This is a genomic window from Nonomuraea sp. B5E05 (genome assembly GCF_039880665.1).
Taxonomy (GTDB): domain Bacteria; phylum Actinomycetota; class Actinomycetes; order Streptosporangiales; family Streptosporangiaceae; genus Nonomuraea.
Genome location: NZ_JBDPMJ010000002.1, coordinates 453,079 through 474,924 on the forward strand (window position 1 = coordinate 453,079; position 21,846 = coordinate 474,924).

Below are 21,846 nucleotides of genomic sequence, written 5' to 3' on the forward strand. Positions count from 1 at the left end.
GCTGCCTAACGTGATGACGACGTGGGGGTGCGCGCTTCCCAGGCACGCCAGAGCTGCGCGTACCGGCCGCCCGCGGCGACCAGCTCCTGGTGTCGGCCCTGCTCCGCGATCCGGCCGTGCTCCAGGACGACGACCCGGTCGGCGGCGGCGGCCTGGGTCAGCCGGTGGGCGACGATCAGGGTGGTACGTCCCCGCGTGGCCGCGGCGGCGGACTCCTCCAAGGTGCGCGCGCCGAGGCTGCCCGCCTCCGCGGTGGCCTCGTCGAGGATGGCGATCGCCGGGTCGACGAGGATCAGGCGGGCGAGTGCGAGTTGCTGGGCCTGGGCCGTGGTCAGTTCGTGGCCGCCCTCGCCGACGACCGTGTCGAGACCGTCGGGCAGGGCCGTCGCCCAGTCCAGCGCGCCGACGGCGGACAGCGCGGAGGCGATCTCGCCCGGCGACGCCCCCTGCCTGGCCAGGCGCAGGTCCTCGATGAGAGGGCCGGCGAAGACGTGCACCTCCTGGGTGATGATCGCGACGTGCGCGCGCAGCCGGTCGGGCGGCAGCGCCACGCCGCCGACGGACACGGTGCCGCTGCCGGGGCGCAGGATGCCCGCGGCGATCGCCGCGAGCGTGGACTTGCCCGCACCCGTGGATCCGACCAGCGCGACGCGGGCGCCGGCGGGCAGGCTGATGGAGACGCCGTGCAGCACCTCCGGCCCGCCGTCGTAGCCGAAGCGCACGCCGGACAGCTCCAGCCCGGCGCCGGCCGCCCCGCCCGCGCCGCCGCCGCCGCCCGGACGGTCCGGGCCGTCGCCGGGGTCCGGCGCGAGGTCCACCACGCCGACCAGCCGGGCCAGGCTCGCCGCCGCCGCCTGCAACTCGTCGAACGTGAACAGCAACATGCCGATGGGGTTGAACAGGCGGTGGAACAGCACGGCCGCCGCGGCGCTCTGGCCGACGGTGGCGGCTCCCGACCGGACGAGGAGGAAACCGACCACGAGGATCGCGGCCAGGCCGAAGAACTCCGCCCGGTTGACCCGGCCGACGAAACGGGTGAACAGCGTGAAAACCGACAGGGAGATGTCGTGCACCCGGTGCGAGGCGTCGCCGATGTCGCGCAGCCGGCGCTGCTCCAGCCGGTAGGCGTGCACCGTGCGCACACCTTGCATGTTCTCCACCAGCAGTTGCGAATTGCCGGCCACGGCGTGCCGCTCGGCGGCGTACTTCGGCGCCGCCCGCGGCAGGTACCACCGCAGCGCCGCGACGTAGAGCGGGACGGCGACCGCGCCGGCGAGCCCGAGCCGCCAGTCCATCCCGGCCATCGCCACGATGCTCAGCACGCCCAGCAGGAAGGCGGAGATCATCGTGGGGATCACGCTGGTGGCGGCCTTGCCGATCGAGGCGGCGTCGGTGCCGACCCGTGACAGCAGATCTCCCTTGCCGACCCGTTCCAGGGTGGTGACGGGCAGGCTGAGCGCCCTGGCCACCGTACGTTCCCGCAGGTCCGCGAGCATGTGCCCGCACACCCGGCCGATCAGGTACGTGGCCGTGCCGGTAGCCGCGCCACCGGCGACGGCCGCGGCCACGATGACGACCGCGATGGGCACGATCGCCGAGACCGGCGCGTGCTCCCTGACGCGGTCGACGAGGGTGCCCAGGGCGTACGCGGGCACCACCGACGCGGCGGCGCCCACGACGCCCACCAGCGCGGCGAGCGTGCCGCCGACCCATCGCGCGCGGAGTTCGAGCCGCAGCCACGCCCAGGTCCTGCGGGCGTCGGCGACGGGCAGCCTGTCTGGTCCGGTCATCGCAGCACCGCCCGGTTGTAGTCGTCGTCGGTGACGGCCAGTTCGGCGTGGGTGCCCTCGGCGGCGATCCGGCCGCCGTCGAGGACCACGACCCGATCCGTCATGGCGAGCAGGGCCGGGCTGCTCGTCACCACCACGGTGGTGAGCCGCCCGGAGCCGGGGTGGCGCAGGGCGCGCAGTCCGCGGGCGATCTCGTGCTCGGTCACCGCGTCCACGGCGGTGGTGGGGTCGTGCATGACGAGGATCGCGGGGCGTGCCGTGAGCGCGCGGGCCAGCGCCAGCCTTTGCCGCTGCCCGCCCGAGAGGCTGGCGCCCCGCTCCGCGACGACGTGCGTGAGGCCGTCGGGGTGGGCGGAGACGACCTGGCCGGCGGCGGAGGCGGCCAGCGTGGCCTCGTCCAGCGGGCCTCCGGCGGTCACGTTCTCCTCGATCGTCCCGGTGAACAGGTCCGTGACGTGGGGTTCCACGAGCATCGCCCGGCGGGCGTGCTCCGGGTCGAGCCGCGCCAGGTGCGTGCCTCCGACGAGGACGCCGCCCTCGTACTCGCCGGGCGCCACCCGGCCGGACAGGATCTTGACCAGTGCCTCCCCTTCGGCGGAGCGGTGGGGCACCACGCCGACGAATTCGCCGGGGCGCACGTGCAGGTCGACCCCGTCCAGCGGGCCGTACCTGAGCGCCCGCAGTTCGAGGCCGGGTGAGCCGGTGTCGAGCGTCTCCGTGCCCTCTGGCAGCAGCGCGGGCGCGTCGAGGACGGTGGCGACACGGTCGGCGGACGCCCTGGCCTCGGCGACCCAGCCGGGCACGACGGCGAGTGTGCCGATGGGCTCCATCAGGAACTGCGCGAGGCCGATGACGGTGATGAGCTCGCCGACGGTGATCCTCTGGTTGAGCGCGAACCATCCGGCCAGGATCGCGATGCCGCCGGCCAGGAGCGCACCGCCGGCCGTGGAGGCGGACAGGTACGCGCCCTGGGTGCGCGCCGCGCGTAACGCGGCCCGCAGGGAGCGCCTGCTGACCTCGTCGTAGCGGCCGGCCGCCGCCCGCTCCGCGCCGATGCCGCGCAGCGGGCGCACCCCGCTGACCAGGTCGGCCGCCAGCGAGGTCGCCTCCCCTGCGAGGTCCTGCTGCTCGGTGACCCGCTTGGTGATGAGCGGGGTGGCGGCCTGGAGCCCGAGGAGTACCACGGGGGTTCCGGCCAGCACGGCCAGCCCGAGTTGCATGTCGATCACCAGCAGCGCGACGGCGCTCACCGCGGTCGCCGTCACCGCCCCCGCGACGCGCGGCACGTAGTCCAGCAGGTAGGAGGTGTTGTCGGTGTCGGTCGTGGCCACGGTGAGCAGGTCACCGGCACGGCGGTCGGTCCTGATCCCGCGCGGCTGCATGATCTTGGATGCCACCTCGACGCGCAGCAGGTGCGCCTCGTCCGCGATGGCGCGCATCAGCCGGCGGGCGCCGAAGCGGTAGGCCATGCTCAGCACGGTGAACAGGCCGGCCAGGGCGGCCACCCAGAGCACCAGTGCGCCGCCGTCCCCCGGGCCGATGGCCTGGTCGACGATCACCCCGATGAGGATCGGCACCAGCGACTCGCAGACCTGGTGCAGGCTGATCAGGCCGGTCCCTGTACTGAGCTGCCACCGGTTGCGCGTCACCGCGCGCCACAACACCCGCCTGCCGGTCATGGGCCGCGTCACTGGTCGGCGGCCATGCTCTCGCGCAGGCTCCTGGGCCGCAGATCCGTCCAGTGCTCCTCGACGTAGTCCACGCACTCCTGGCGCTTGCTCTGGCCGCCTTCACCGAAGACCACCCGCCAGCCCCGTGGCACCTCCTTGAACGTCGGCCACAGGGAGTGCTGCTCCTCGTCGTTCACCAGCACGTAGAAGGTGCCGTTCTCATCGTCGAAGGGATTGTTGGACATCGTGACTCCTGACTGCGTGGTGGGATCGGGGGATGACCAGCGGGGTGTGGGTCTCCGGGTCGTCGATGATGCGGCAGGGCAGGCCGAACACGTCCTCGATCAGCTCGGCGGTGACGATCTTCCGGGGGTCGCTCTGCGCCACGACGGCGCCCGCCTTCATCGCGATGATGTGGTCGGCGTACCGGCAGGCCTGGTTGAGGTCGTGCAGGACGGCCACCATGGTGTTGCGCTGCTCCCGGTTCAGGCGGAGGCAGAGTTCGAGCAGTTCGATCTGGTGGGCGATGTCGAGGAACGTGGTCGGCTCGTCGAGCAGCACGATCGAGGTCTCCTGGGCGAGCACCATCGCCACCCAGACGCGCTGGCGCTGGCCGCCGGAGAGCGTGTCGACGAGCCGCCCGGACAGGTCGGTGACACCGGTGGCCGCCATCGCGCTCACCACGGCCGCCTCGTCCCCGGCCGACCACTGCCTGATCAGGTTCTGGTGCGGGTGGCGCCCTCGTGCCACCAGGTCGGCCACGGTGATGCCGTCGGGCGCGATCGACGACTGCGGCAGCAGGCCGAGCCGCCTGGCGACCTCCTTGGCCGGGTAGGAGTGGATGTCCCTGCCGTCCAGCACGACCTGTCCCGCGGACGGCTTGAGCAGCCGCGAGAGCGCTCTGAGCAGGGTGGACTTGCCGCAGGCGTTCGGGCCGACGATCACGGTGAGGGCGCCGTCGGGGATGTCGACGCTGAGGTGCTCGCTGATCGGCCGGTTGTCGTAGCCGAGAGTGAGATCCCTGGCGCTCAGTCTCATGAGCTCGCCTTCCGCATCGGCCTGGCCAGCAGCCAGGCGAAGTAGAGGCCGCCGAGCGACACCGTCACCACTCCCACGGGAAGCTGGGTGGGGGCGAACGCGCGCTGGCCGAGCCAGTCGCTCGCGGTCAGCAGCAGCGCGCCCATGGCCGCCGAGGGCGCCAGGGCTATGCCGGCCGTACGCGTGAGCAGGCGGGCCAGTTGGGGGGCGGCGAGCGCGACGAACGAGACAGGTCCCGCGGCGGCGGTGGCCACGGCGGTCAGCGCGACGCCGACGACGAGATAGAGCAGCCGGGCCCGTTCGGTGCGCACGCCGAGCGCGGCGGCGGGCTCCTCGCCCATCGCCAGCAGCGACAGGCGCGGCCCGAGGGCCAGCAGGCATCCGGCGAGCAGCACGACCGCGGCGGCCACGGGCGGGACGTGCTCCCATTTCACCGTGTTCAGGCTGCCCTGTCCCCAGATCGCCGCGGCGACCGCCAGGCGCAGGTCAGCCTTGATGACGAACCACTGGTTCACGGAGGCGAGGACCGCGCTGATCGCGATCCCCACGATGATGAGCCGGAACCCCTGCACGCCCTGCCTGTACGCCAGCAGGTAGACCACCAGGGCGGCCGCGAGCCCGCCGATCAGGGCGCCCGCCGCGGTCTCGTAGTAGCCGCGGCCGACCAGCACCATCGTGACCAGCACCCCGGTGTAGGCGCCGGTGTTGAACCCGATCACGTCGGGGCTGCCGAGCGGATTGCGCAACAACGACTGGAAGACGGCGCCGCTCAGTCCGAGCGCCGCGCCGATGAGCAGGGCCAGCAACACGCGCGGCAGCCGCCACTCCACGACCACCAGGCGCGTCGCGCCCGGCCCCTGCCCGGCCAGTGCCTGGAGCACCTCGCCCGGCGGCACCTCGAACTCGCCGGTGCCCAGCCCGAGCACCGCGACCGCCGCGGCCGCGAGGCCGAGCGCGGCGCAGACGAGCGCCGTGCGTGCGCCGAACCTGACGGATGCGCGGGGCCGGCGCACGATGACGACCCGGTGACCGAAGTCCACCCCGCTCACGGGCTCGTCACCGCCCGCCGGCGGATCAGCCAGATCAGCACCGGCGCTCCCAGGAACGCGGTGACGATCCCGGCCTGCAGTTCGGCGGGGCGGATCAGCACCCGGCCCGCGATGTCCGCGCCGAGCAGCAGGATCGGGGCGCAGATCACCGTGTACGCGAGGATCCACCGCTGGTCGGGCCCGACGATCCGGCGGACGGCGTGCGGCACCATCAGGCCGATGAACCCGATCGGGCCCACCGCCGCGGTCGCCGCGCCCGTCAGGAGCGCCACCGAGATCACTGACAGCACGCGTGTCCGGGTGACGCCGGCGCCCAGCGAGCGGGCGAGGTCGTCGCCCAGCGCGACGGCGTTGAGCGAGCGGGCGGCGGCGAACGCCAGCACCAGGCCGGCCAGGATGAACGGCGCGACCGCTTCGGCGATGGGCAGCGGCCGGCCGCCGAGCGTGCCGACATCCCAGAAGCGCAGGTAGTCGAAGGCCCGCGGCTTCAGCAGCCGGATCGCGGCCGAGACGCCCTCCATGACGGCGCCGAGCGCCACGCCCGCGAGCGTCAGCCGGAGCGGCGTCGCCTCTCCGCGCCCGATGGAGCCTAGCGTGGAGACGAGCACGGTGGCGAAGGCCACCCCGGCGAACGCGAACCACACGTACGACCAGATGGAGGTCAGGCCCAGGACCCCGATCGCGAACACGACGAAGAGCGCCGCTCCCGCGTTCATTCCGAGGAGCTGCGTGTCCGCCAGCGGGTTGCGCGTCACCGCCTGGATGACCGCTCCCGAGACGCCGAGCGCGGCTCCCGCCAGCAGCCCCAGCACGGTCCTCGGGACCCGCAGCTCGCGCACGATCGCGTGGTCGTCGGTGTCCGCGACGTGGGCGAACGCGTCCCAGACCGTGCCGAGGCCGATGGTCCTGGTGCCGACGGCGATGCTCAGGAGACACGTGGCGACCAGCGCCGCCACGAGCACGAGCAGCCAGCCGCTCCGGCCGGCGTCGCCCGCGGCGACGCCCGCCGGCCGGTCCGTCGGTGCGGCCGGCCGGCGATCGGAGAGGATCACTATGTCGCCGCCCTGGCCCGCGGCGTGTGGCCGGCCAGCAGCGAGTCGCGGATCTCGCCGGCCCGCACGGCGGTGGCGGACAGGAGCGTCGAGGTGAGGCCGTGGGTGTGTTCACCCGCTCCCTGCAGGTAGATGCCCGCCGACACGTGCGCGGGCGCCTCGACGCGGTAGTCGCGGCCTATCCTGAGCCGGTCCTCGTCGTCGCGCAGGCATAACTTGGCGGCCTGGCCGAGGACGGTGCCGATGTCCTGGGGCCGGTAGCCCGTGGCGTGGACGAGGAGGTCCGCCTCGAGCACCTCGTGCTCTCCGGTGGGCAGATATTCGACCGTGACGTCGAGCCGGTCGTCCCGTTCGCCGACCTCGCGGATGCGCGAGGCGCGCAGGACGCGCAGCCGCTCGCCGCCCTGGACCTTCTCCCGGTACATGGTCCGGTAGAGGGACTCGATGAGGTCCATGTCCACCACGGAGTAGTTGGTGCCGCGGTGGTAGTCGAGCAGGGACTGCTTGACGGCTGACGGAGCGCCGAAGAACGTGTCCACGGCCTCGGGATCGAAGATCTGGTTGGCGAAAGGGCTATCATCGGCGGGGGTGTAGCCGTATTTGGCGATGACGGCGCAGACTTCCGCGTCGGCGAAGGTGCGGTGCAGGTAGTCGGCCGTCTCGGCCGCGCTCTGGCCCGCCCCGAGCACCACGGCCCGCCGCACCGGGACCCCGGCCTCCTTGAGGGCGGCCACCCGGGGCAGCAGCTCGCTGTTGTGCCACACCCGGTCGGAGACGACGGTTCCCGGCGGCAGGTGCGGCTCCAGCCCGGTGGCGACGCAGAGGTTACGGGCCCGCCGTACGGTGGTGTGCCCTGGACGCTCCGCGTCCGTGCTGATCACGTCGTACGCGGGGACGCCACCGCCCGCCGCGGTCACCGGCTCGACGGACACGACCTCCTCGGCGTACGCGACCAGGTCGCGCACCCGCTCGGCCGCCCACTCGAAATAGGCGTGGAACTCGATCCGCAGCGGGAAGAGCGTCTTGTGGTTGAGGAAGTCCACCAGTCTGCCGCTGTCCTTCAGGAAGCACAGGAAGCTGAAATCGCTGGCGGGGTCGCGCAGGGTGACCAGGTCTTTCAGGAATGACACCTGCATGGTCGCGTCGTCGAGAAGCATCCCCTTGTGCCAGCCGAAGCCGGGTTGCTTCTCCAGGAACCGCATGTGGACCCGTTCGGGTGCCGGGACCCGGGCGTTGTGCTCCCGCAAGGCGATCGCCAGCGCGAGATTCGATGGGCCGAAGCCGATTCCCAGGATGTCGTAGGTGCCGTTGAGTCTGCTCAGCAGTGTCTCCACCGAGGCATCGCCTCCCTCTGCGGCCGATGCTAGATTAGGTTAGCCTTACCTTGCAAGGAGGGCCGCCGACCCCCGAGGCGGGGGTCGCGGGCCGGGGTCCAGCGAGCCGGGACCGGCGGACGACCGGCGCGGAAAGGGACGGCGGGTGGCTTTTCGGAACCGCTCCCACCGGGAATGACCGTCATCAAGATCGATGAAGACGGGGGTGGGCGCATGCCGTTGGACGTGGCGGCACGGGAGGCGTTCCTGGCGGAGCCGCACATCGCGAGCCTCGCCGTGGAGGCCGGCGAGGGGCGGGGGCCGCTGAACGTACCCGTCTGGTACGACTACCGCCCCGGCGGCGAGATCCGGTTCCTGACCGACGGCGACTCGGTCAAGGCCCGGCTGATCGCGAAGGCGGGCAGGTTCTCGATACTGGTACAGCGGGTCAGCCCCACCTACCGGTACGTGTCGGTGGAGGGGCCGCTGGTGCGCTCCGACCCCACGACGCTGGAGGATCTGACGCGCATCTCGGCGCGTTACCTGCCGCCCGACGCCGTGTCGGGTTACGTGCAGGGCTCCGACCTGCACGCGCTCGTCACGTTCAGGATGCGGCCAGAACACTGGCTCTCGGCCGACCTCGGCGCCCTGAGCTGAGCAGAAACGGTATTTTTGGCCCCGTGACTGCTATCGATCCCACCTCGACCGGCGCGTTCGGCGTCGGCCTCGCGACCATCGCCTCCGACGGCACCGTGCTCGACACCTGGTTCCCCGCACCCGAGCTGGGCGACGCGCCCGTTTCGGGCACCGAGCGGCTCCCCGCCGGCGAGGCCGGCGAACTGGCGGGGCTGACCGGGCCCGACGAGGCGCGGGGCGTGGAGGTGGTCGCGGTGCGCACCGGCATCGCCAAGCTCTCCGAGGCCCCCGTCGACGCGCACGACGTCTACCTGCGACTGCACCTGATCTCCGCGCGCCTCGTCAGGCCGCACGGCGTCAACCTCGACGGCATCTTCGGCCTGCTGGCCAACGTGGTGTGGACCGACGCGGGCCCGTGCCCGGTGCCGGACTTCGAGCGGACCCGCCTGCGGCTACGGGCCAGGGGCGCGGTGACGGTGTACGGCGTCGACAAGTTCCCGCGGATGGTCGACTACGTGATGCCGTCCGGCGTGCGCATCGCCGACGCCGACCGGGTGCGCCTGGGCGCGCACCTGGCGAGCGGCACCACCGTCATGCACGAGGGCTTCGTCAACTTCAACGCCGGCACGCTGGGCGCCTCGATGATCGAGGGCAGGGTCTCGGCCGGCGTGGTGGTCGGCGACGGCTCCGACGTGGGCGGCGGCGCGTCGATCATGGGAACGCTGTCGGGCGGCGGCAAGCAGGTCATCTCGATCGGCGAGCGCTGCCTGCTGGGCGCGAACGCCGGCATCGGCATCTCGCTGGGCGACGACTGCGTGGTGGAGGCCGGGCTCTACGTGACGGCGGGCACGAAGGTCGCCCTGCCCGAGGGCCGGGTGGTCAAGGCCGCCGAACTGTCGGGGTCGAACGGCATCCTGCTGCGCCGCAACTCCCAGTCGGGCGCGGTGGAGGCGGTGCCTCGCGAGGGCGGCACCATCGAGCTCAACGCCGCCCTCCACGCCAACTGACCCGACCATATAAAGGCTTTCTTCCTTTACGGCTGCGCCTGGTCCAGTCACCCGCCGCAGGTGGCTGAACCAGGCGAAGCCGTAAAGAAAGAAAACACATCACGGCACCCCGTGAACTCACGTAATCACTCAGCCGACTGGTCCCTGACTGCGCATTCGTCGTAGGTCCGGGGACGGATGGGTGGGAGCGATCGCGGCCGTGCTGGTTCGATCAAGGACGGTTCGACTCCGTCGGGCCAGACGGTGTTGTCATCGACAACTACCCGCTTCAGGGAGGCGCCGGTCAGCACGGCTCCGCTCAGAGTGGCTCCGCGAAGATCACTGTAATCGAGGCGGGCGCCACGCGGGTTCGCGTTACGCAGGTCGGCTCCGCTCAGATCGCGGGGCAGAACAAGGGAAGGCAGCAGGCGTCCTCGCCTGCCTGCCTGCTGCAGCACAATGAACCCCACGGCCGCTCATTGATGATCAGGTGCTCGACAAACCCAGATCGTCGATGAGCGGCCGCCTGCGCATGGGCATTGTTACAAGATCGCGACAGCAGTATGGACCCACGGGATCCTCCTGCTTCACTGTTCAAAAGTGAGCCGAGAACCGAAAAGTCAGTGCGCGTGGGACACGGCGGATCCGATGGTGTGGACGCGCAGGGCGTTGGTTGAGCCCGGGGTGCCGGGAGGCGAGCCGGCCACGATGACCACCTTGTCGCCCTTCTCCAGCCGTCCCGACGACAGCAGCGAGGCCTCGACCTGCCGCACCATGTCGTCGGTGTGGTGGACGAACGGCACGTGGAACGTCTCCACCCCCCACGTCAGCGAGAGCTGCCCCCGCACGTGGGGCGCCGACGTGAAGGCCAGCAGCGGGATCGGCGAGCGGTAGCGGGCCAGCCGCCGGGCCGTCTCGCCCGACATCGTGAACGCCACCAGCGCCTTGGCCCCGACGATCGCGCCGACCTCGGCCGCGGCCCTGGCGATGGCGCCGCCGGTCGTCTCCGGCATGCGCTCCAGCGTGTGGGTGGCGTGCAGGGAGTGCTTCTCCGCGGCGCAGGCGATGCGGTCCATCGTGGAGACGGCCTCGATCGGGTAGTTGCCGACGGAGGTCTCGCCGGACAACATGACCGCGTCGGCGCCGTCCATGACCGCGTAGGCCACGTCGGAGGCCTCGGCGCGGGTGGGGCGCGGGGAGCTCATCATGGAGTCGAGCATCTGGGTGGCGACGATGACCGGGCGGGCCTTCTCGCGGCACAGCTCGATGATGCGCCGCTGCACGATCGGCACCTGCTCGAGCGGCAGCTCGACGCCGAGGTCGCCGCGGGCCACCATGATGCCGTCGAAGGCCTCGACGATGTCGGGGAGGCGGTCGACGGCCTGCGGCTTCTCGATCTTGGCGAGCAGCGGGAGGCGCACGGCCTCCTGCTCCATGATGTTGCGCACGACGTCGGCGTCGGACGGGCGGCGGACGAACGACAGGGCGATCATGTCGCACCCGGTGCGCAGCGCCCAGCGCAGGTCGGCTTCGTCCTTGTCGGTCAGCGCGGGCGCGCTGACGTTGACGCCGGGCAGGTTGAGGCCCTTGTTGTCGGAGATCATGCCGCCGATGACGACGCGGGTGGCGATGCGGTCGCCGTCGACGCGGGTGGCCTCGAGCACGAGGCGGCCGTCGTCGACGAGGATCGTGTCGCCGGGGCGCACGTCGTTGGGCAACCCCTTGTAGGTGGTGGAGACCTGCTCGCGGTCGCCCGGCACGTCTTCGGTGGTGATGGTGAAGACGTCGCCGAAGCCCAGCCTGACGGGGCCTTCTTCGAACGTGCCGACACGGATCTTGGGGCCCTGCAGGTCGGCGAGCACGCCTACACCGCGGCCGAGGTCGGCCGCCACCTCCCTGACCCGGTCGTAGACCTCTCTGTGCAGGTCATGGTTGCCATGACTGAGGTTGAACCGTGCCACGTCCATGCCGGCGGCGATCAGCTCGTGCAGGCGTTCCTTGGACGATGTGGCGGGGCCGAGAGTGCAGACGATTTTCGCGCGACGAGTCACGAGTCCTACCTTAATTGGTACAGACCACTTAACAGTCACTGACGACGGAGAACGTACCCGCAGAAGGCGAACAGAACGAGAACGGCGCCCCCTGGACGGGCCAAGTTCGGGTACTCGTCAGACTCTCAGGGTTCGACGGTCGCGGCCTTCCAGGCGTCCACGATGCCGTGGCCGTAGAAGCCGTTGTCCGCTTTGTCGCCCTCGCACTCGTGCGTCTCGGTCTTGTTGTAGATCTTGTAGACGTGGCGGCGGGGCGTCGGGCACGTCTTCTGGGTCGCGGTCTTGTAGAGCAGTCGCTCGGTGGTGGCCGGATCGAGGTGGAGCCCGCCCTTGCCGGGCTTGCCGAAGCGGCTGATCAGGATCGCCGCGACCCCGGTGGCGTGCGGCGAGGCCATGGAGGTGCCCTCCAGATACCGGTAGTACGAGCAGCGGCCGTCCTTGCAGTCCTTGACCACGTCCGCGCCCTTGGGGTTGCCCTTGGCGTCGATGCGCCCTGACGCGCGCAGCACGTGCTCGGGTGCGGCGGCCAGGATCCCCCGGTCGGCCCTGGCGCCCTCACCGTCGAGGATGTCGCCTCCGGGCGCGGCCAGGTCGGTCTGCTCGACGCCGTAGTCGCTGTAGATCGCCTTGCGTCCGGAGGGGCCGACGGCGGAGACGGAGATGACGCCGGCGGACTCCGCGGGCACGTTGATGCAGGAGTTGTCGATCTCGCGCTTCTTCTCGTCGCCCTTCGGGTAGCCGGGGCTCTGGTCGTCGATCTCGGGATGGCCGAGGTCGGTGCCGCCGTTGCCGAGGGCGGAGATGAGCGTCACGCCCTTCTTCCTGGCGTAGTCCAGGGCCCGCTGCATGCCGGTGATGACGGCCTGCTGCTCCAGCTGCTGCTTCTTGGTGTCGGCCGGATTGGCCTTGCAGTTGAACAGCCAGGGGTCGACGTAGTAGCTCATGTTCACGACGTCCACGCCGATGTCGGCGGCGTAGGCGAGCGCGTCGAGGCTGGGCCTGAGGAAGAAGAACCCGGAGTCCTGGCCGGCCCTGAGGTTCACGATCTGCACGCCGGGCGCCACTCCCGCGATGCCGATGCCGTTGATCGGGGAGGCGATCGTGCTGGCGACGTGGGTGCCGTGGCCGTCGTCGTCCACGTCCGCGGGGTCCTTGCAGCCCTCGGCCTCGCAGGGGCCGTCGAGCGTCTCGCCGTGCCGGTCCTTGGGCCGGTCGGTGACGAAGTTCCGGCTCAGCTCGCGGTTGAAGTTGGGGGCGATGTCGGGGTGCTTGCCGTCGACGCCGGTGTCCATGACGCCGACCAGGACCTTCTTGGTGCCGGGGGCCTTGGAGTTCGCGCGGTCCGCGCCGATCATGCGCATGTCCCACTGGCGGCCGGCGAGCGGCTCGGCCGCGCTCTTGGTGAACGACGACGCGTCGGGGAAGGCCGCGGGCCGGGCCGCCTGATGAGTGCCCTGGCGAGCCGTGGCGTAGCCGATGCGCCGGTCGGCGGACACGCCCACGATGGCCTGGTCGGCGCCCACGCCCTCGGCGAAGCCGCCGCCCGCGCCCCTGGCCAGCAGGTAGCCGAGCCTGGCGTCCTCTCCGACCGTGGTGCCGCCGGCCCGTTCGACGGCGTTCACGGCCTCCGCGTGCCGTCCCGCCGCGTAGAAGACGAGATAGTCGTTCTGGGGCGTGGCCGGTCTGTGGGGGGCCGCGGCCGGCGGTGCGCAGGCCGTGAGCGCGACTGCGGCGGCGAGCGCCATCGTTCCGGAGGCGACTCGCCACATGGTTCCCCCGTTCGCTGACCGGCCGTGAATCCGCATCTTCCCGACAGTCAACCAGCGATGCACCTTAGTAGTGAAATTTCGGTCGATAGGGGGAGAAGGTGGGTCAATACCCCCAGCACCGCGCGGCACGTGACGGCGCCGCCGGTCAGCACGCCGCTGGCCGGCGGCGGCCACGGGACGACGCCGAGACCCATCTCGCGAGCCATGGGGATGAGGTCGCGCTCCACCGTCCCTTCGACCGGGCTGTCCTCGATCCGCAGGGCGATCAGCGGCGCTGTGAGCCGACCCCCGGCCGGCGGCTGGTCATCTACCGCGCCGCCGATCCCGCCTCCCAGCGTGTCCACGCCGTGGCCCGCGCGGCCGGCCCTGTGGACGCCCTCAGCTCACGCTGAGCGCACGGATCCGGGGCCGCCTCGCGGGCGGCCCCGGGCGGTGCCGTCAGACCAGCGGGCGGGCGGTGGGCAGGATCGGGTACGGCAGCGCCGTCTCCCCCGTCAGGAACCGGTCCACGCCCGAGGCCGCCGCGCGGCCCTCGGCGATGGCCCAGACGATGAGCGACTGCCCGCGCCCCATGTCGCCCGCCACGAAAACGCCGTCCACCTTGGACATGTACGTCTTGTCGCGCGAGACGTTGCCCCGAGCGTCGTAGAAGCCGTCACCGGCGACGGCGGCGAGGTCCTGCAGCAGGGCGCCCTTCTCCGGGCCGAGGAAGCCCATGGACAGGGTGACCAGCTCGGCCGGGATCTCGCGTTCGGTGCCGGGGATCGGCTTGAACCCGTTCTGCGGCCCCTCGACCTCGACCAGCCGCAGCGCCCGCACGTTGCCGTCGGCGTCGCCGGCGAACTCGGTGGTGGAGACGGCGTAGACCCGCTCTCCCCCGCCGTCGGCGAGCTCCTCGTGGGCGCTCTCCATCTTGAACAACATGGGGTACGTCGGCCACGGCTGGTTGCCCGGCCTGGTCGCCGGCGGCTGGGGCATGATCTCGAGCTGGGTGACGGACTTCGCGCCCTGCCTGATCGCCGTGCCGATGCAGTCGGCGCCGGTGTCGCCGCCGCCGATCACCACCACGTGCTTGCCCTCGGCCGAGATCGGTGACCGGTCGAGGTCGCCCTCCTGGACCTTGTTGGACAGCGGCAGGTATTCCATGGCCTGGTAGATGCCCTTGAGCTCGCGCCCGGCCACCGGCAGGTCACGCCACTGGGTGGCGCCGCCCGACAACACCACGGCGTCGAACTGCTCGCGCAGCTCGGCGGCGGTGATGTCGACGCCGACGTTGACGCCGGTGCGGAACTCGGTGCCCTCGGCCCGCATCTGGTCGAGACGGCGGTTGATGTGCCGCTTCTCCATCTTGAACTCGGGGATGCCGTAACGCAGCAGGCCGCCGATCCTGTCGGCCCGCTCGAACACCACCACGTCGTGCCCGGCCCTGGTGAGCTGCTGGGCGGCGGCCAGGCCCGCGGGCCCCGAGCCGACGACGGCGACCTTCTTGCCGGTCCTGACGGCCGGGGGCTGCGGGGTCACCCAGCCCTCGGCGAACGCCCGGTCGATGATCTCGACCTCGACCCGCTTGATCGCCACCGGGTCGGAGTTGATGCCGAGCACGCACGCCGCCTCGCACGGAGCCGGGCAGAGCCTGCCGGTGAACTCAGGGAAGTTGTTCGTGGCGTGCAGCCGCTCGATCGCCTCGCGCCAGTCGGTGCGGAAGACGAGGTCGTTCCACTCGGGGATGAGGTTGCCGAGCGGGCAGCCGTTGTGGCAGAACGGGATGCCGCAGTCCATGCAGCGGGCCGCCTGCCTGGTCAGCTTGTCCTGCGGGAAGTCCTGGTAGACCTCGCGCCAGTCGCTGATGCGGACGTCCACGGGGCGGCGCGCCGGCAGCTCCCGGTCGTGCGTGAGGAAACCCTTCGGGTCAGCCATTCGGTTACGCCTCCCTTAACCCTGAACAGTGGTTGACAAGCACAGCCCGCCATGGCGGCACGGCTCATTACGGCGGGTCATGACTGCACCGCGGCCGCCATGACGGCCTCGTCGACGTCCCTGCCTTCGATGCGGGCGGCCTCGGCGGCCTCCAGCACCCTCTTGTAGTCGGTCGGCATGACCTTGCCGAACCTGCCGAGCGCGGCGTCCCAGTCGGCGAGCAGTTGCTTGGCGACCGGCGAGCCGGTCTCCGCGAAGTGCTTCTCGACGGTCTCCTTGAGGAACTCGGCGTCCTGCTCGGTGAGCGCCTCGATGGCGACCATCTCGCGGTTGACCCGCTCGGGCTTGAGATCCAGCAGGTACGCGACGCCGCCCGACATGCCGGCCGCGAAGTTGCGCCCGGTCGGGCCGAGCACCACGGCCTTGCCCCCGGTCATGTACTCGCAGCCGTGGTCGCCCACGCCCTCGACGACCGCCGTGGCGCCGGAGTTGCGCACGCAGAAGCGCTCGCCGACGACGCCGCGGACGAACACCTCGCCGGACGTGGCGCCGTACAGGGCGACGTTGCCGGCGATGATGTGGCCGTCGAGCGGGGCCGCCTCGTGCGGCCGGACGGTGATCCGCCCGCCGGACAGACCCTTGCCGAGGTAGTCGTTCGCGTCTCCGGTCAGCCTCAGCGTGATCCCGCGCGGCACGAACGCGCCCAACGAGTTGCCCGCCGAACCGGTGAACGAGATGTCGATGGTGTTGTCGGGCAGGCCCTTGCCGCCGTGGCGCTTGGTCACCTGGTAGCCGAGCATGGTGCCGACCGTGCGGTTGACGTTGCGGATGGGCAGCTCCAGCGTCACGGGGGTGCCGTTCACGAGGGCGCCCTCGGCGAGCTGGATCAGCGTGTTGTCGAGGGCGTGCTGGAGCCCGTGGTCCTGCTCGACGACGCGGCGCAGCGCGGTGCCCGCGGGCAGCTCCGGCCGGTGCAGGATCGGCGACAGGTCGAGCCCGCCGGCCTTCCAGTGGTCCTCGGCCGCCGTCGTGTCGAGCAGCTCGACGTGCCCGATGGCCTCGTCGAGCGAGCGGAAGCCCAGCTCGGCCAGATGTTCGCGGATCTCCTCGGCGATGAACTCGAAGAAGTTGACCACGAACTCGGGCTTGCCGGTGAAGCGCTTGCGCAGCTCGGGGTTCTGCGTGGCGACGCCCACGGGGCAGGTGTCGAGGTGGCAGACCCGCATCATCACGCAGCCGGAGACGACGAGGGGCGCGGTGGCGAACCCGTACTCCTCGGCGCCGAGCAGCGCGGCGATGATGACGTCGCGGCCGGTCTTGAGCTGGCCGTCGACCTGCACGACGATGCGGTCGCGCAGGTCGTTGAGGAGCAGCGTCTGCTGCGTCTCGGCCAGGCCGAGCTCCCACGGGGCGCCGGCGTGCTTGAGCGAGGTCAGCGGCGAGGCGCCGGTGCCGCCGTCGTGGCCGGAGATGAGCACCACGTCGGCGTGCGCCTTCGACACGCCCGCGGCGACCGTGCCGACGCCGACCTCGGCGACCAGCTTCACGTGGACCCTGGACTCCGGGTTGGAGTTCTTCAGGTCGTGGATGAGCTGGGCGAGGTCCTCGATCGAGTAGATGTCGTGGTGCGGCGGCGGCGAGATGAGGCCGACGCCGGGCGTGGAGTGCCGGGTCTTGGCGATCCACGGATAGACCTTGTGGCCGGGCAGCTGGCCGCCCTCGCCGGGCTTGGCGCCCTGGGCCATCTTGATCTGCAGGTCGGCCGCGTTGACCAGGTATTCGCTGGTGACGCCGAAGCGCCCGGAGGCCACCTGCTTGATGGCGCTGCGGCGCGCCGGGTCGTAGAGCCGCTCGGGGTCCTCGCCGCCCTCGCCGGTGTTGGACTTGCCGCCGAGCCGGTTCATCGCGATGGCGAGCGTCTCGTGCGCCTCCATCGAGATCGAGCCGTACGACATCGCGCCCGTGGAGAAGCGCTTGACGATCTCCGAGGCGGGCTCGACCTCCTCGATGGGGATCGGCGTGCCCTTGCGCAGCTTGAACAGGCCGCGCAGGGTCATCAGCCGCTCCGCCTGGGAGTCGACGAGGTTCGTGTACTCCTTGAAGATCTCGTAGCGGCGGGTCCTGGTGGCGTGCTGCAGCTTGAAGACGGTCTCGGGGTTGAACAGGTGCGGCTCGCCCTCGCGCCGCCACTGGTATTCGCCGCCGACCTGAAGGTTGCGGTGGGCGTTCGGCACGCGCGGGTAGGCGTGGCGGTGCCGCAGCTCGATCTCCTTGGCCAGGACGTCGAAGCCGACGCCGCCCAGGCGCGAGGTGGTGCCGGTGAAGCAGGAGTCGATGACCTCCTGGCTCAGGCCGAGCGCCTCGAAGATCTGGGCGCCGGTGTAGGAGGCCACCGTGGACACGCCCATCTTGGACATGACCTTGATGACACCCTTGCCGTAGGCCTTGATCAGGTTGCGGACGGCCTTGCGCTTGTCGAGCTGGAGCGCGCCCGAGTCGACGAGGTCCTCGACGGTCTCGACGGCGAGGTAGGGGTTGACCGCGCCGGCGCCGTAGCCGATGAGCAGCGCCATGTGGTGGCACTCGCGGGCCTCGCCGGTCTCGATGACCAGCCCGATCTTGGTGCGGGTCTTCTCCTGGATCAGGTGGTGGTGCACCGCGCCGGTCAGCAGGAGCGCCGGGATCGGCGCCAGCGTCTCGGACGAGCCCCGGTCGGACAGCACGATGACGCGCGCGCCGCCGGCGATCGCCTGGGACGCCTCCGTCCTGATCTCCTCCAGGCGCCGCAGCAGCGCCTGGCCGCCGCCGGCCACGTCGTAGAGCCCGCTGATGACGTACGGGTGGAAGCCGGGCAGGTCACCCTCGTCGTTGATGTGGATGATCTTGGCGAGCTCTTCGTTGTCGAGCACCGGGTACGGCAGCACGAGCTGGCGGCACGACGTGGGGCCTGGGTCGAGCAGGTTGCCCTCGGGCCCGAGCGTGCTGGCCAGCGAGGTGACCAGCTCTTCACGGATGGCGTCCAGCGGCGGGTTCGTGACCTGCGCGAACAGCTGCGTGAAGTAGTCGTACAGCAGGCGCGGCTTCTCGCTCAGCACGGCCACGGGCGTGTCGGTGCCCATGGAGCCGATCGGCTCGGCACCGGCCCTGGCCATCGGCGACAGGACGACGCGCAGCTCTTCCTCGGTGTAGCCGAAGGTCTGCTGCCGCCTGATGAGCGCCTCGTGCGTCGGGATCTCGCGCTGTCGTGCGGGCAGCTCCTCGAAGCGGACCAGGCCCGCGTGGAGCCAGTCGGAGTACGGCAGCTCGGCCGCGAGCTCGGCCTTGATCTCGTCGTCCTCGATGATCTTGCCGCGGGCGGTGTCGATGAGGAACATGCGGCCCGGCTGCAGGCGGCCCTTCCTGACGATGTCGTCGGGCTTGAAGTCGAGCACGCCGGCCTCGGAGGCCAGCACGACCAGCCCGTCGGCGGTCACCCAGAAGCGACCCGGGCGCAGGCCGTTGCGGTCGAGCACCGCGCCGGCCATGGTGCCGTCGGTGAACGTGATCGAGGCGGGGCCGTCCCAGGCCTCCATCAACGTGGAGTGGAACTCGTAGAATGCCCGCCGCGCGGGGTCCATCTCGGTGTGGTTCTCCCACGCCTCGGGGATCATCATGAGCACGGCGTGGGGCAGGCTCCGGCCGCCGATGTGCAGCAGCTCAAGGGCCTCGTCGAAGCTGGCGGTGTCGCTGCCATCCGGGTCGCAGATGGGCAAAAGTCGTGAAATATCGCCAGGAATGTCGGCGGACTTCAGCATCGCCTCGCGCGCCCGCATCCAGTTGCGGTTGCCCTTGACCGTGTTGATCTCGCCGTTGTGGGCGACGTAACGGTAGGGGTGGGCCAGCGGCCAGCTGGGGAACGTGTTGGTGGAGAACCGCGAGTGCACCAGCGCGATCGCGGTCGCGTAACGCTCGTCGCTCAGGTCGGGGAAGAACGGCTCGACCTGGTCGGGCGTGAGCATGCCCTTGTAGACGATCGTCCTGGCCGACAACGAAGGGAAGTAGACGTCGGCCTCGTGCTCGGCGCGCTTGCGCAGGCAGAACGCGAGCCGGTCGAGCTCCAGCCCTTCCACCCCGCCGGGTCCCGACACGAACAGCTGGGCGAAGTGCGGCATGACGGCCCGGGCGCTCGGCCCGGGAAGAGCGCGGTCGACGGGCAGCTCCCGCCAGCCGAGCACGGTGAGGCCCTCCTCGGCCGCGATCTCCTCGATCAGGCCGACGGCGACGCGCCTGGCCTGCGCGTCGATCGGCAGGAAGGCGATGCCGGACGCGTAGGCGCCGGCTGCGGGCAGCGCGAACGGCACGGTCGCGCGGTAGAACTCATCGGGGATCTGCGTCAGGATCCCGGCTCCGTCGCCGGTGTCCGGCTCGCTACCCTTGGCCCCCCGGTGATCGAGGTTGCACAACGCCGTCAGCGCCTTGACCACGATGCCGTGACCACGGCGTCCCGCGACGTCGGCGACCATGGCGACACCGCAGGCATCGTGCTCGCTGGCGGGGTGGTAGAGGCCCTGAGGCTCGGGGAACCCGAGGTGGGCAGCAGGCATTTAATCCCTCCCGTCGTCATCGTCTGTCTCGAACTGCTCTACAGGCGGGGACGACGTTGGCCCTGCTGCGTATCGTGGGTAGAGGTTACAACACCCTGCCGGAATGGTGCCCGCCACGTCCGCATTGCGAACATTCGGGCTGGTCCAGCATCCGAACTCTCTATCCCAAACTCTGGGGGAGGCCCGTGTCATTCCCGGTTCGGCGCACCTGTATGCGGCAAAGATGACGATTTTCTGCCGGCCCCGCTCGGCGGGTGGCTCGCCGGCCGCGCTGCGCGAGCGTTCCGGCACGCTCCTGGCCCCTCGATAGGGTTTGCCCATGGACCGTGACGGGGTGGAGCGCCTGCTTCGAGAGGCCGGGGCCGACAGCAGGCGGCTGAGGCACGCGCTGGCGCTCGTGTGCGACGGCCAGTGGTGGAGGCTCGCCGGCCTGGTCCGCGAGACCGCCACGTCGAGGCGCACCATCGAGGCGCTGCTCCGCGAGCTGCCGCTGGAGCGATTGGGCGACGCCTTCCGCGTGCCGCTCATCAAGGCCTCCGCCTTCCAGGACCTCTTCGCCGTCGCGCCGCCACCGGAAGACCCGGTCGCCCACCTGCTCCCCCACTACTCCGCCGCGCTCGACCGCCTGAGCGCCCTCATCGCCGGCGCCCCGCGCGCCCGCCACGTCCTCGACCACGTCGCCGCCACGCCCGAGACCGTGCTGCGGCGGGCGCTGCTGCTCGGCGCCCGGTTCTGGCTGCCGGGCGCGCGCCTGCTGTGCGTGGGCGACCACGACCTGACCTCGCTGGCCGTCAAGCTCGTCCACCCGGAGACCGAGGTCACGGTGGCCGACATCGACGAGCGCATCCTGGCCTACATCGACGCTCAGGAGCTCGGCGTCCGCACCCGCTGGGCCGACCTGCGGCTCGGCCTGCCGGTTTCGGCGAAGGGACACGACCTGGCGCTCACCGACCCGCCGTACACGCCGGAGGGCGTCGGCCTGTTCGTGGCGCGCGCCGTGGAGGGGCTGAAGGACGACGGGCGGGTGCTGCTGGCCTACGGCGCCGGCGAGCGCGTGCCCATGCTGGCGTTCAAGGTCCAGCAGGCCCTGGCGGACCTCAACCTCGCCTACGAAGCCATCTACCCCGACTTCAACCGCTATTTCGGCGCGGAGGCCATCGGCTCGGCGGCCGACCTGTACATCCTCCGGCCCACCAGCAAGACCCGCCCGGCCGTGACGTCCCGCCTGAGCCGCCAGGCCACCGCCATCTACACCCAAGGCCCACAAGCCATAGAAAACGCCCACAAGGGCATCTCAGCCCCAGAGAGGGGCATTTCAGACTTCGAGCCCGACCTGCTGGTGGGCGAATGGCCCAAGGAGCTCACCCAGCCCCGGGTCAAGGTGTCGACCTGGCTCGCCAAGCCCTACGCGGCCGCCTCCGACCGCGTGGCCGTCGCCCTGCCGCCCGGCCTGGAGGCAGCGCTCCCCCGCCTGCTCCTGGCGACGCGCGCCTGCCACGTACGCGTCCTGGGCGCCGGCCTGCCGTCCCTGCCCGGCGTGCTGTCCGCCGTCTACACGTCGAGCGCCGGCGAGGACATGCTCGACGCCGTACGCCTCCCGCAGCCCGGCGACCCGGCGGCCCGCGTGCTGCGCAGGATCCTGGACAACGGTCACGCCAAGCTGGCCAACACGTGGCGCGAGGCCCTCATCGCGGCGGCCCGCGAGCAGGGCGCCACGCTCACCAAGAACGACGCCAGGGCCCTCATCCGCGAGGCGGCCCCCTGGGCGGAAGACCTGACCCCGCTGGAGGCGCCGCTGCACCGCCTGTCCAGCCTCCCGGAGGCGGTCTCCGCAACCGTCACGTCCCTGACCACGACCTCCCCCGCCCCCACGTCCCCCGGCACCACCTCCTGACCCGCTTTCCCAGGCGCTCAGCTTCCCCCGACGCCACTTCCCGCAGACCCGCTGCTCCCGGCCCAGGCCCCGCCCCCCCACCGGCGCGCAGGTCCTCA

General features: G+C 71.3%; 15 protein-coding genes. 3 read left to right on the forward strand and 12 right to left on the reverse strand.

Translation table 11 applies throughout. The features are described 5' to 3' along the window. Positions 1–5: 5 nt before the first annotated feature. The 7 genes from ABGB01_RS05425 to ABGB01_RS05455 are packed head-to-tail and all read right to left on the reverse strand — an operon-like array spanning position 6 to position 7,933. On the reverse strand, positions 6–1,790 hold the full coding sequence (locus ABGB01_RS05425) for an ABC transporter ATP-binding protein (protein WP_347770891.1): 1,785 nt from the start codon (positions 1,788–1,790) through the stop codon (positions 6–8). Next, the gene (locus ABGB01_RS05430; RefSeq protein WP_347770893.1) at positions 1,787–3,469 is read right to left on the reverse strand and encodes an ABC transporter ATP-binding protein; all 1,683 of its coding nucleotides are present in this window, start codon (positions 3,467–3,469) and stop codon (positions 1,787–1,789) included. The genes ABGB01_RS05425 and ABGB01_RS05430 overlap by 4 nt, the downstream gene beginning before the upstream one ends. Before the next feature lie 8 nt (positions 3,470–3,477). Further along, on the reverse strand, positions 3,478–3,705 hold the full coding sequence (locus ABGB01_RS05435) for an MbtH family protein (protein WP_347770895.1): 228 nt from the start codon (positions 3,703–3,705) through the stop codon (positions 3,478–3,480). Further along, a complete protein-coding gene (locus ABGB01_RS05440) occupies positions 3,680–4,498 on the reverse strand; it encodes an ABC transporter ATP-binding protein (protein ID WP_347770897.1) in 819 nt (272 codons plus the stop codon). The genes ABGB01_RS05435 and ABGB01_RS05440 overlap by 26 nt, the downstream gene beginning before the upstream one ends. After that, a complete protein-coding gene (locus tag ABGB01_RS05445) occupies positions 4,495–5,547 on the reverse strand; it encodes an iron chelate uptake ABC transporter family permease subunit (RefSeq protein ID WP_347770899.1) in 1,053 nt (350 codons plus the stop codon). The genes ABGB01_RS05440 and ABGB01_RS05445 overlap by 4 nt, the downstream gene beginning before the upstream one ends. Next, positions 5,544–6,599 carry an iron chelate uptake ABC transporter family permease subunit gene (locus tag ABGB01_RS05450; RefSeq protein ID WP_347770901.1) on the reverse strand — a complete coding sequence of 352 codons (1,056 nt, stop codon included), beginning with the start codon at positions 6,597–6,599 and terminating at the stop codon, positions 5,544–5,546. Before ABGB01_RS05450 ends, ABGB01_RS05445 begins: the two co-directional genes overlap by 4 nt. Further along, entirely contained in the window at positions 6,599–7,933 is a 1,335-nt protein-coding gene (locus ABGB01_RS05455; RefSeq protein WP_347770903.1) for a SidA/IucD/PvdA family monooxygenase, read from the reverse strand. The genes ABGB01_RS05450 and ABGB01_RS05455 overlap by 1 nt, the downstream gene beginning before the upstream one ends. Positions 7,934–8,146: 213 nt before the next feature. Here ABGB01_RS05455 and ABGB01_RS05460 point away from each other — a divergent pair, with 213 nt between their 5' ends. Both ABGB01_RS05460 and dapD read left to right on the forward strand, forming a co-directional pair. Continuing rightward, positions 8,147–8,569 (forward strand): pyridoxamine 5'-phosphate oxidase family protein, encoded by a 423-nt coding sequence (locus ABGB01_RS05460; protein WP_347770905.1) that lies wholly within the window; start codon positions 8,147–8,149, stop codon positions 8,567–8,569. 23 nt (positions 8,570–8,592) lie between these two features. Continuing rightward, positions 8,593–9,555, forward strand: a complete 963-nt coding sequence (gene dapD / locus ABGB01_RS05465) for a 2,3,4,5-tetrahydropyridine-2,6-dicarboxylate N-succinyltransferase (protein WP_347621485.1) — start codon at positions 8,593–8,595, stop codon at positions 9,553–9,555. A gap of 599 nt (positions 9,556–10,154) precedes the next feature. On the opposite strand, the gene pyk is transcribed toward dapD, so the two are convergent. The 5 genes from pyk to gltB all read right to left on the reverse strand — a co-directional run bounded on the left by pyk (position 10,155) and on the right by gltB (position 19,854). Then, complete coding sequence (gene pyk, locus ABGB01_RS05470) at positions 10,155–11,585, reverse strand: pyruvate kinase (protein WP_132508412.1); 1,431 nt, start codon at positions 11,583–11,585, stop codon at positions 10,155–10,157. Positions 11,586–11,710: 125 nt separating this feature from the next. Then, the gene (locus ABGB01_RS05475; RefSeq protein ID WP_347770908.1) at positions 11,711–13,354 is read right to left on the reverse strand and encodes a S8 family serine peptidase; all 1,644 of its coding nucleotides are present in this window, start codon (positions 13,352–13,354) and stop codon (positions 11,711–11,713) included. A 47-nt stretch (positions 13,355–13,401) separates the two neighbouring features. Then, positions 13,402–13,698 (reverse strand): hypothetical protein, encoded by a 297-nt coding sequence (locus ABGB01_RS05480; RefSeq protein ID WP_347770910.1) that lies wholly within the window; start codon positions 13,696–13,698, stop codon positions 13,402–13,404. A 94-nt stretch (positions 13,699–13,792) separates the two neighbouring features. Next, positions 13,793–15,271 carry a glutamate synthase subunit beta gene (locus tag ABGB01_RS05485; protein ID WP_347770912.1) on the reverse strand — a complete coding sequence of 493 codons (1,479 nt, stop codon included), beginning with the start codon at positions 15,269–15,271 and terminating at the stop codon, positions 13,793–13,795. A gap of 77 nt (positions 15,272–15,348) precedes the next feature. Next, a complete protein-coding gene (gltB, locus tag ABGB01_RS05490) occupies positions 15,349–19,854 on the reverse strand; it encodes a glutamate synthase large subunit (protein WP_347770914.1) in 4,506 nt (1,501 codons plus the stop codon). Positions 19,855–20,173: 319 nt separating this feature from the next. Here gltB and ABGB01_RS05495 point away from each other — a divergent pair, with 319 nt between their 5' ends. Continuing rightward, positions 20,174–21,748, forward strand: coding sequence for a bis-aminopropyl spermidine synthase family protein (locus tag ABGB01_RS05495; RefSeq protein WP_347770916.1), 1,575 nt, complete (start codon positions 20,174–20,176; stop codon positions 21,746–21,748). Positions 21,749–21,846: the final 98 nt, after the last annotated feature.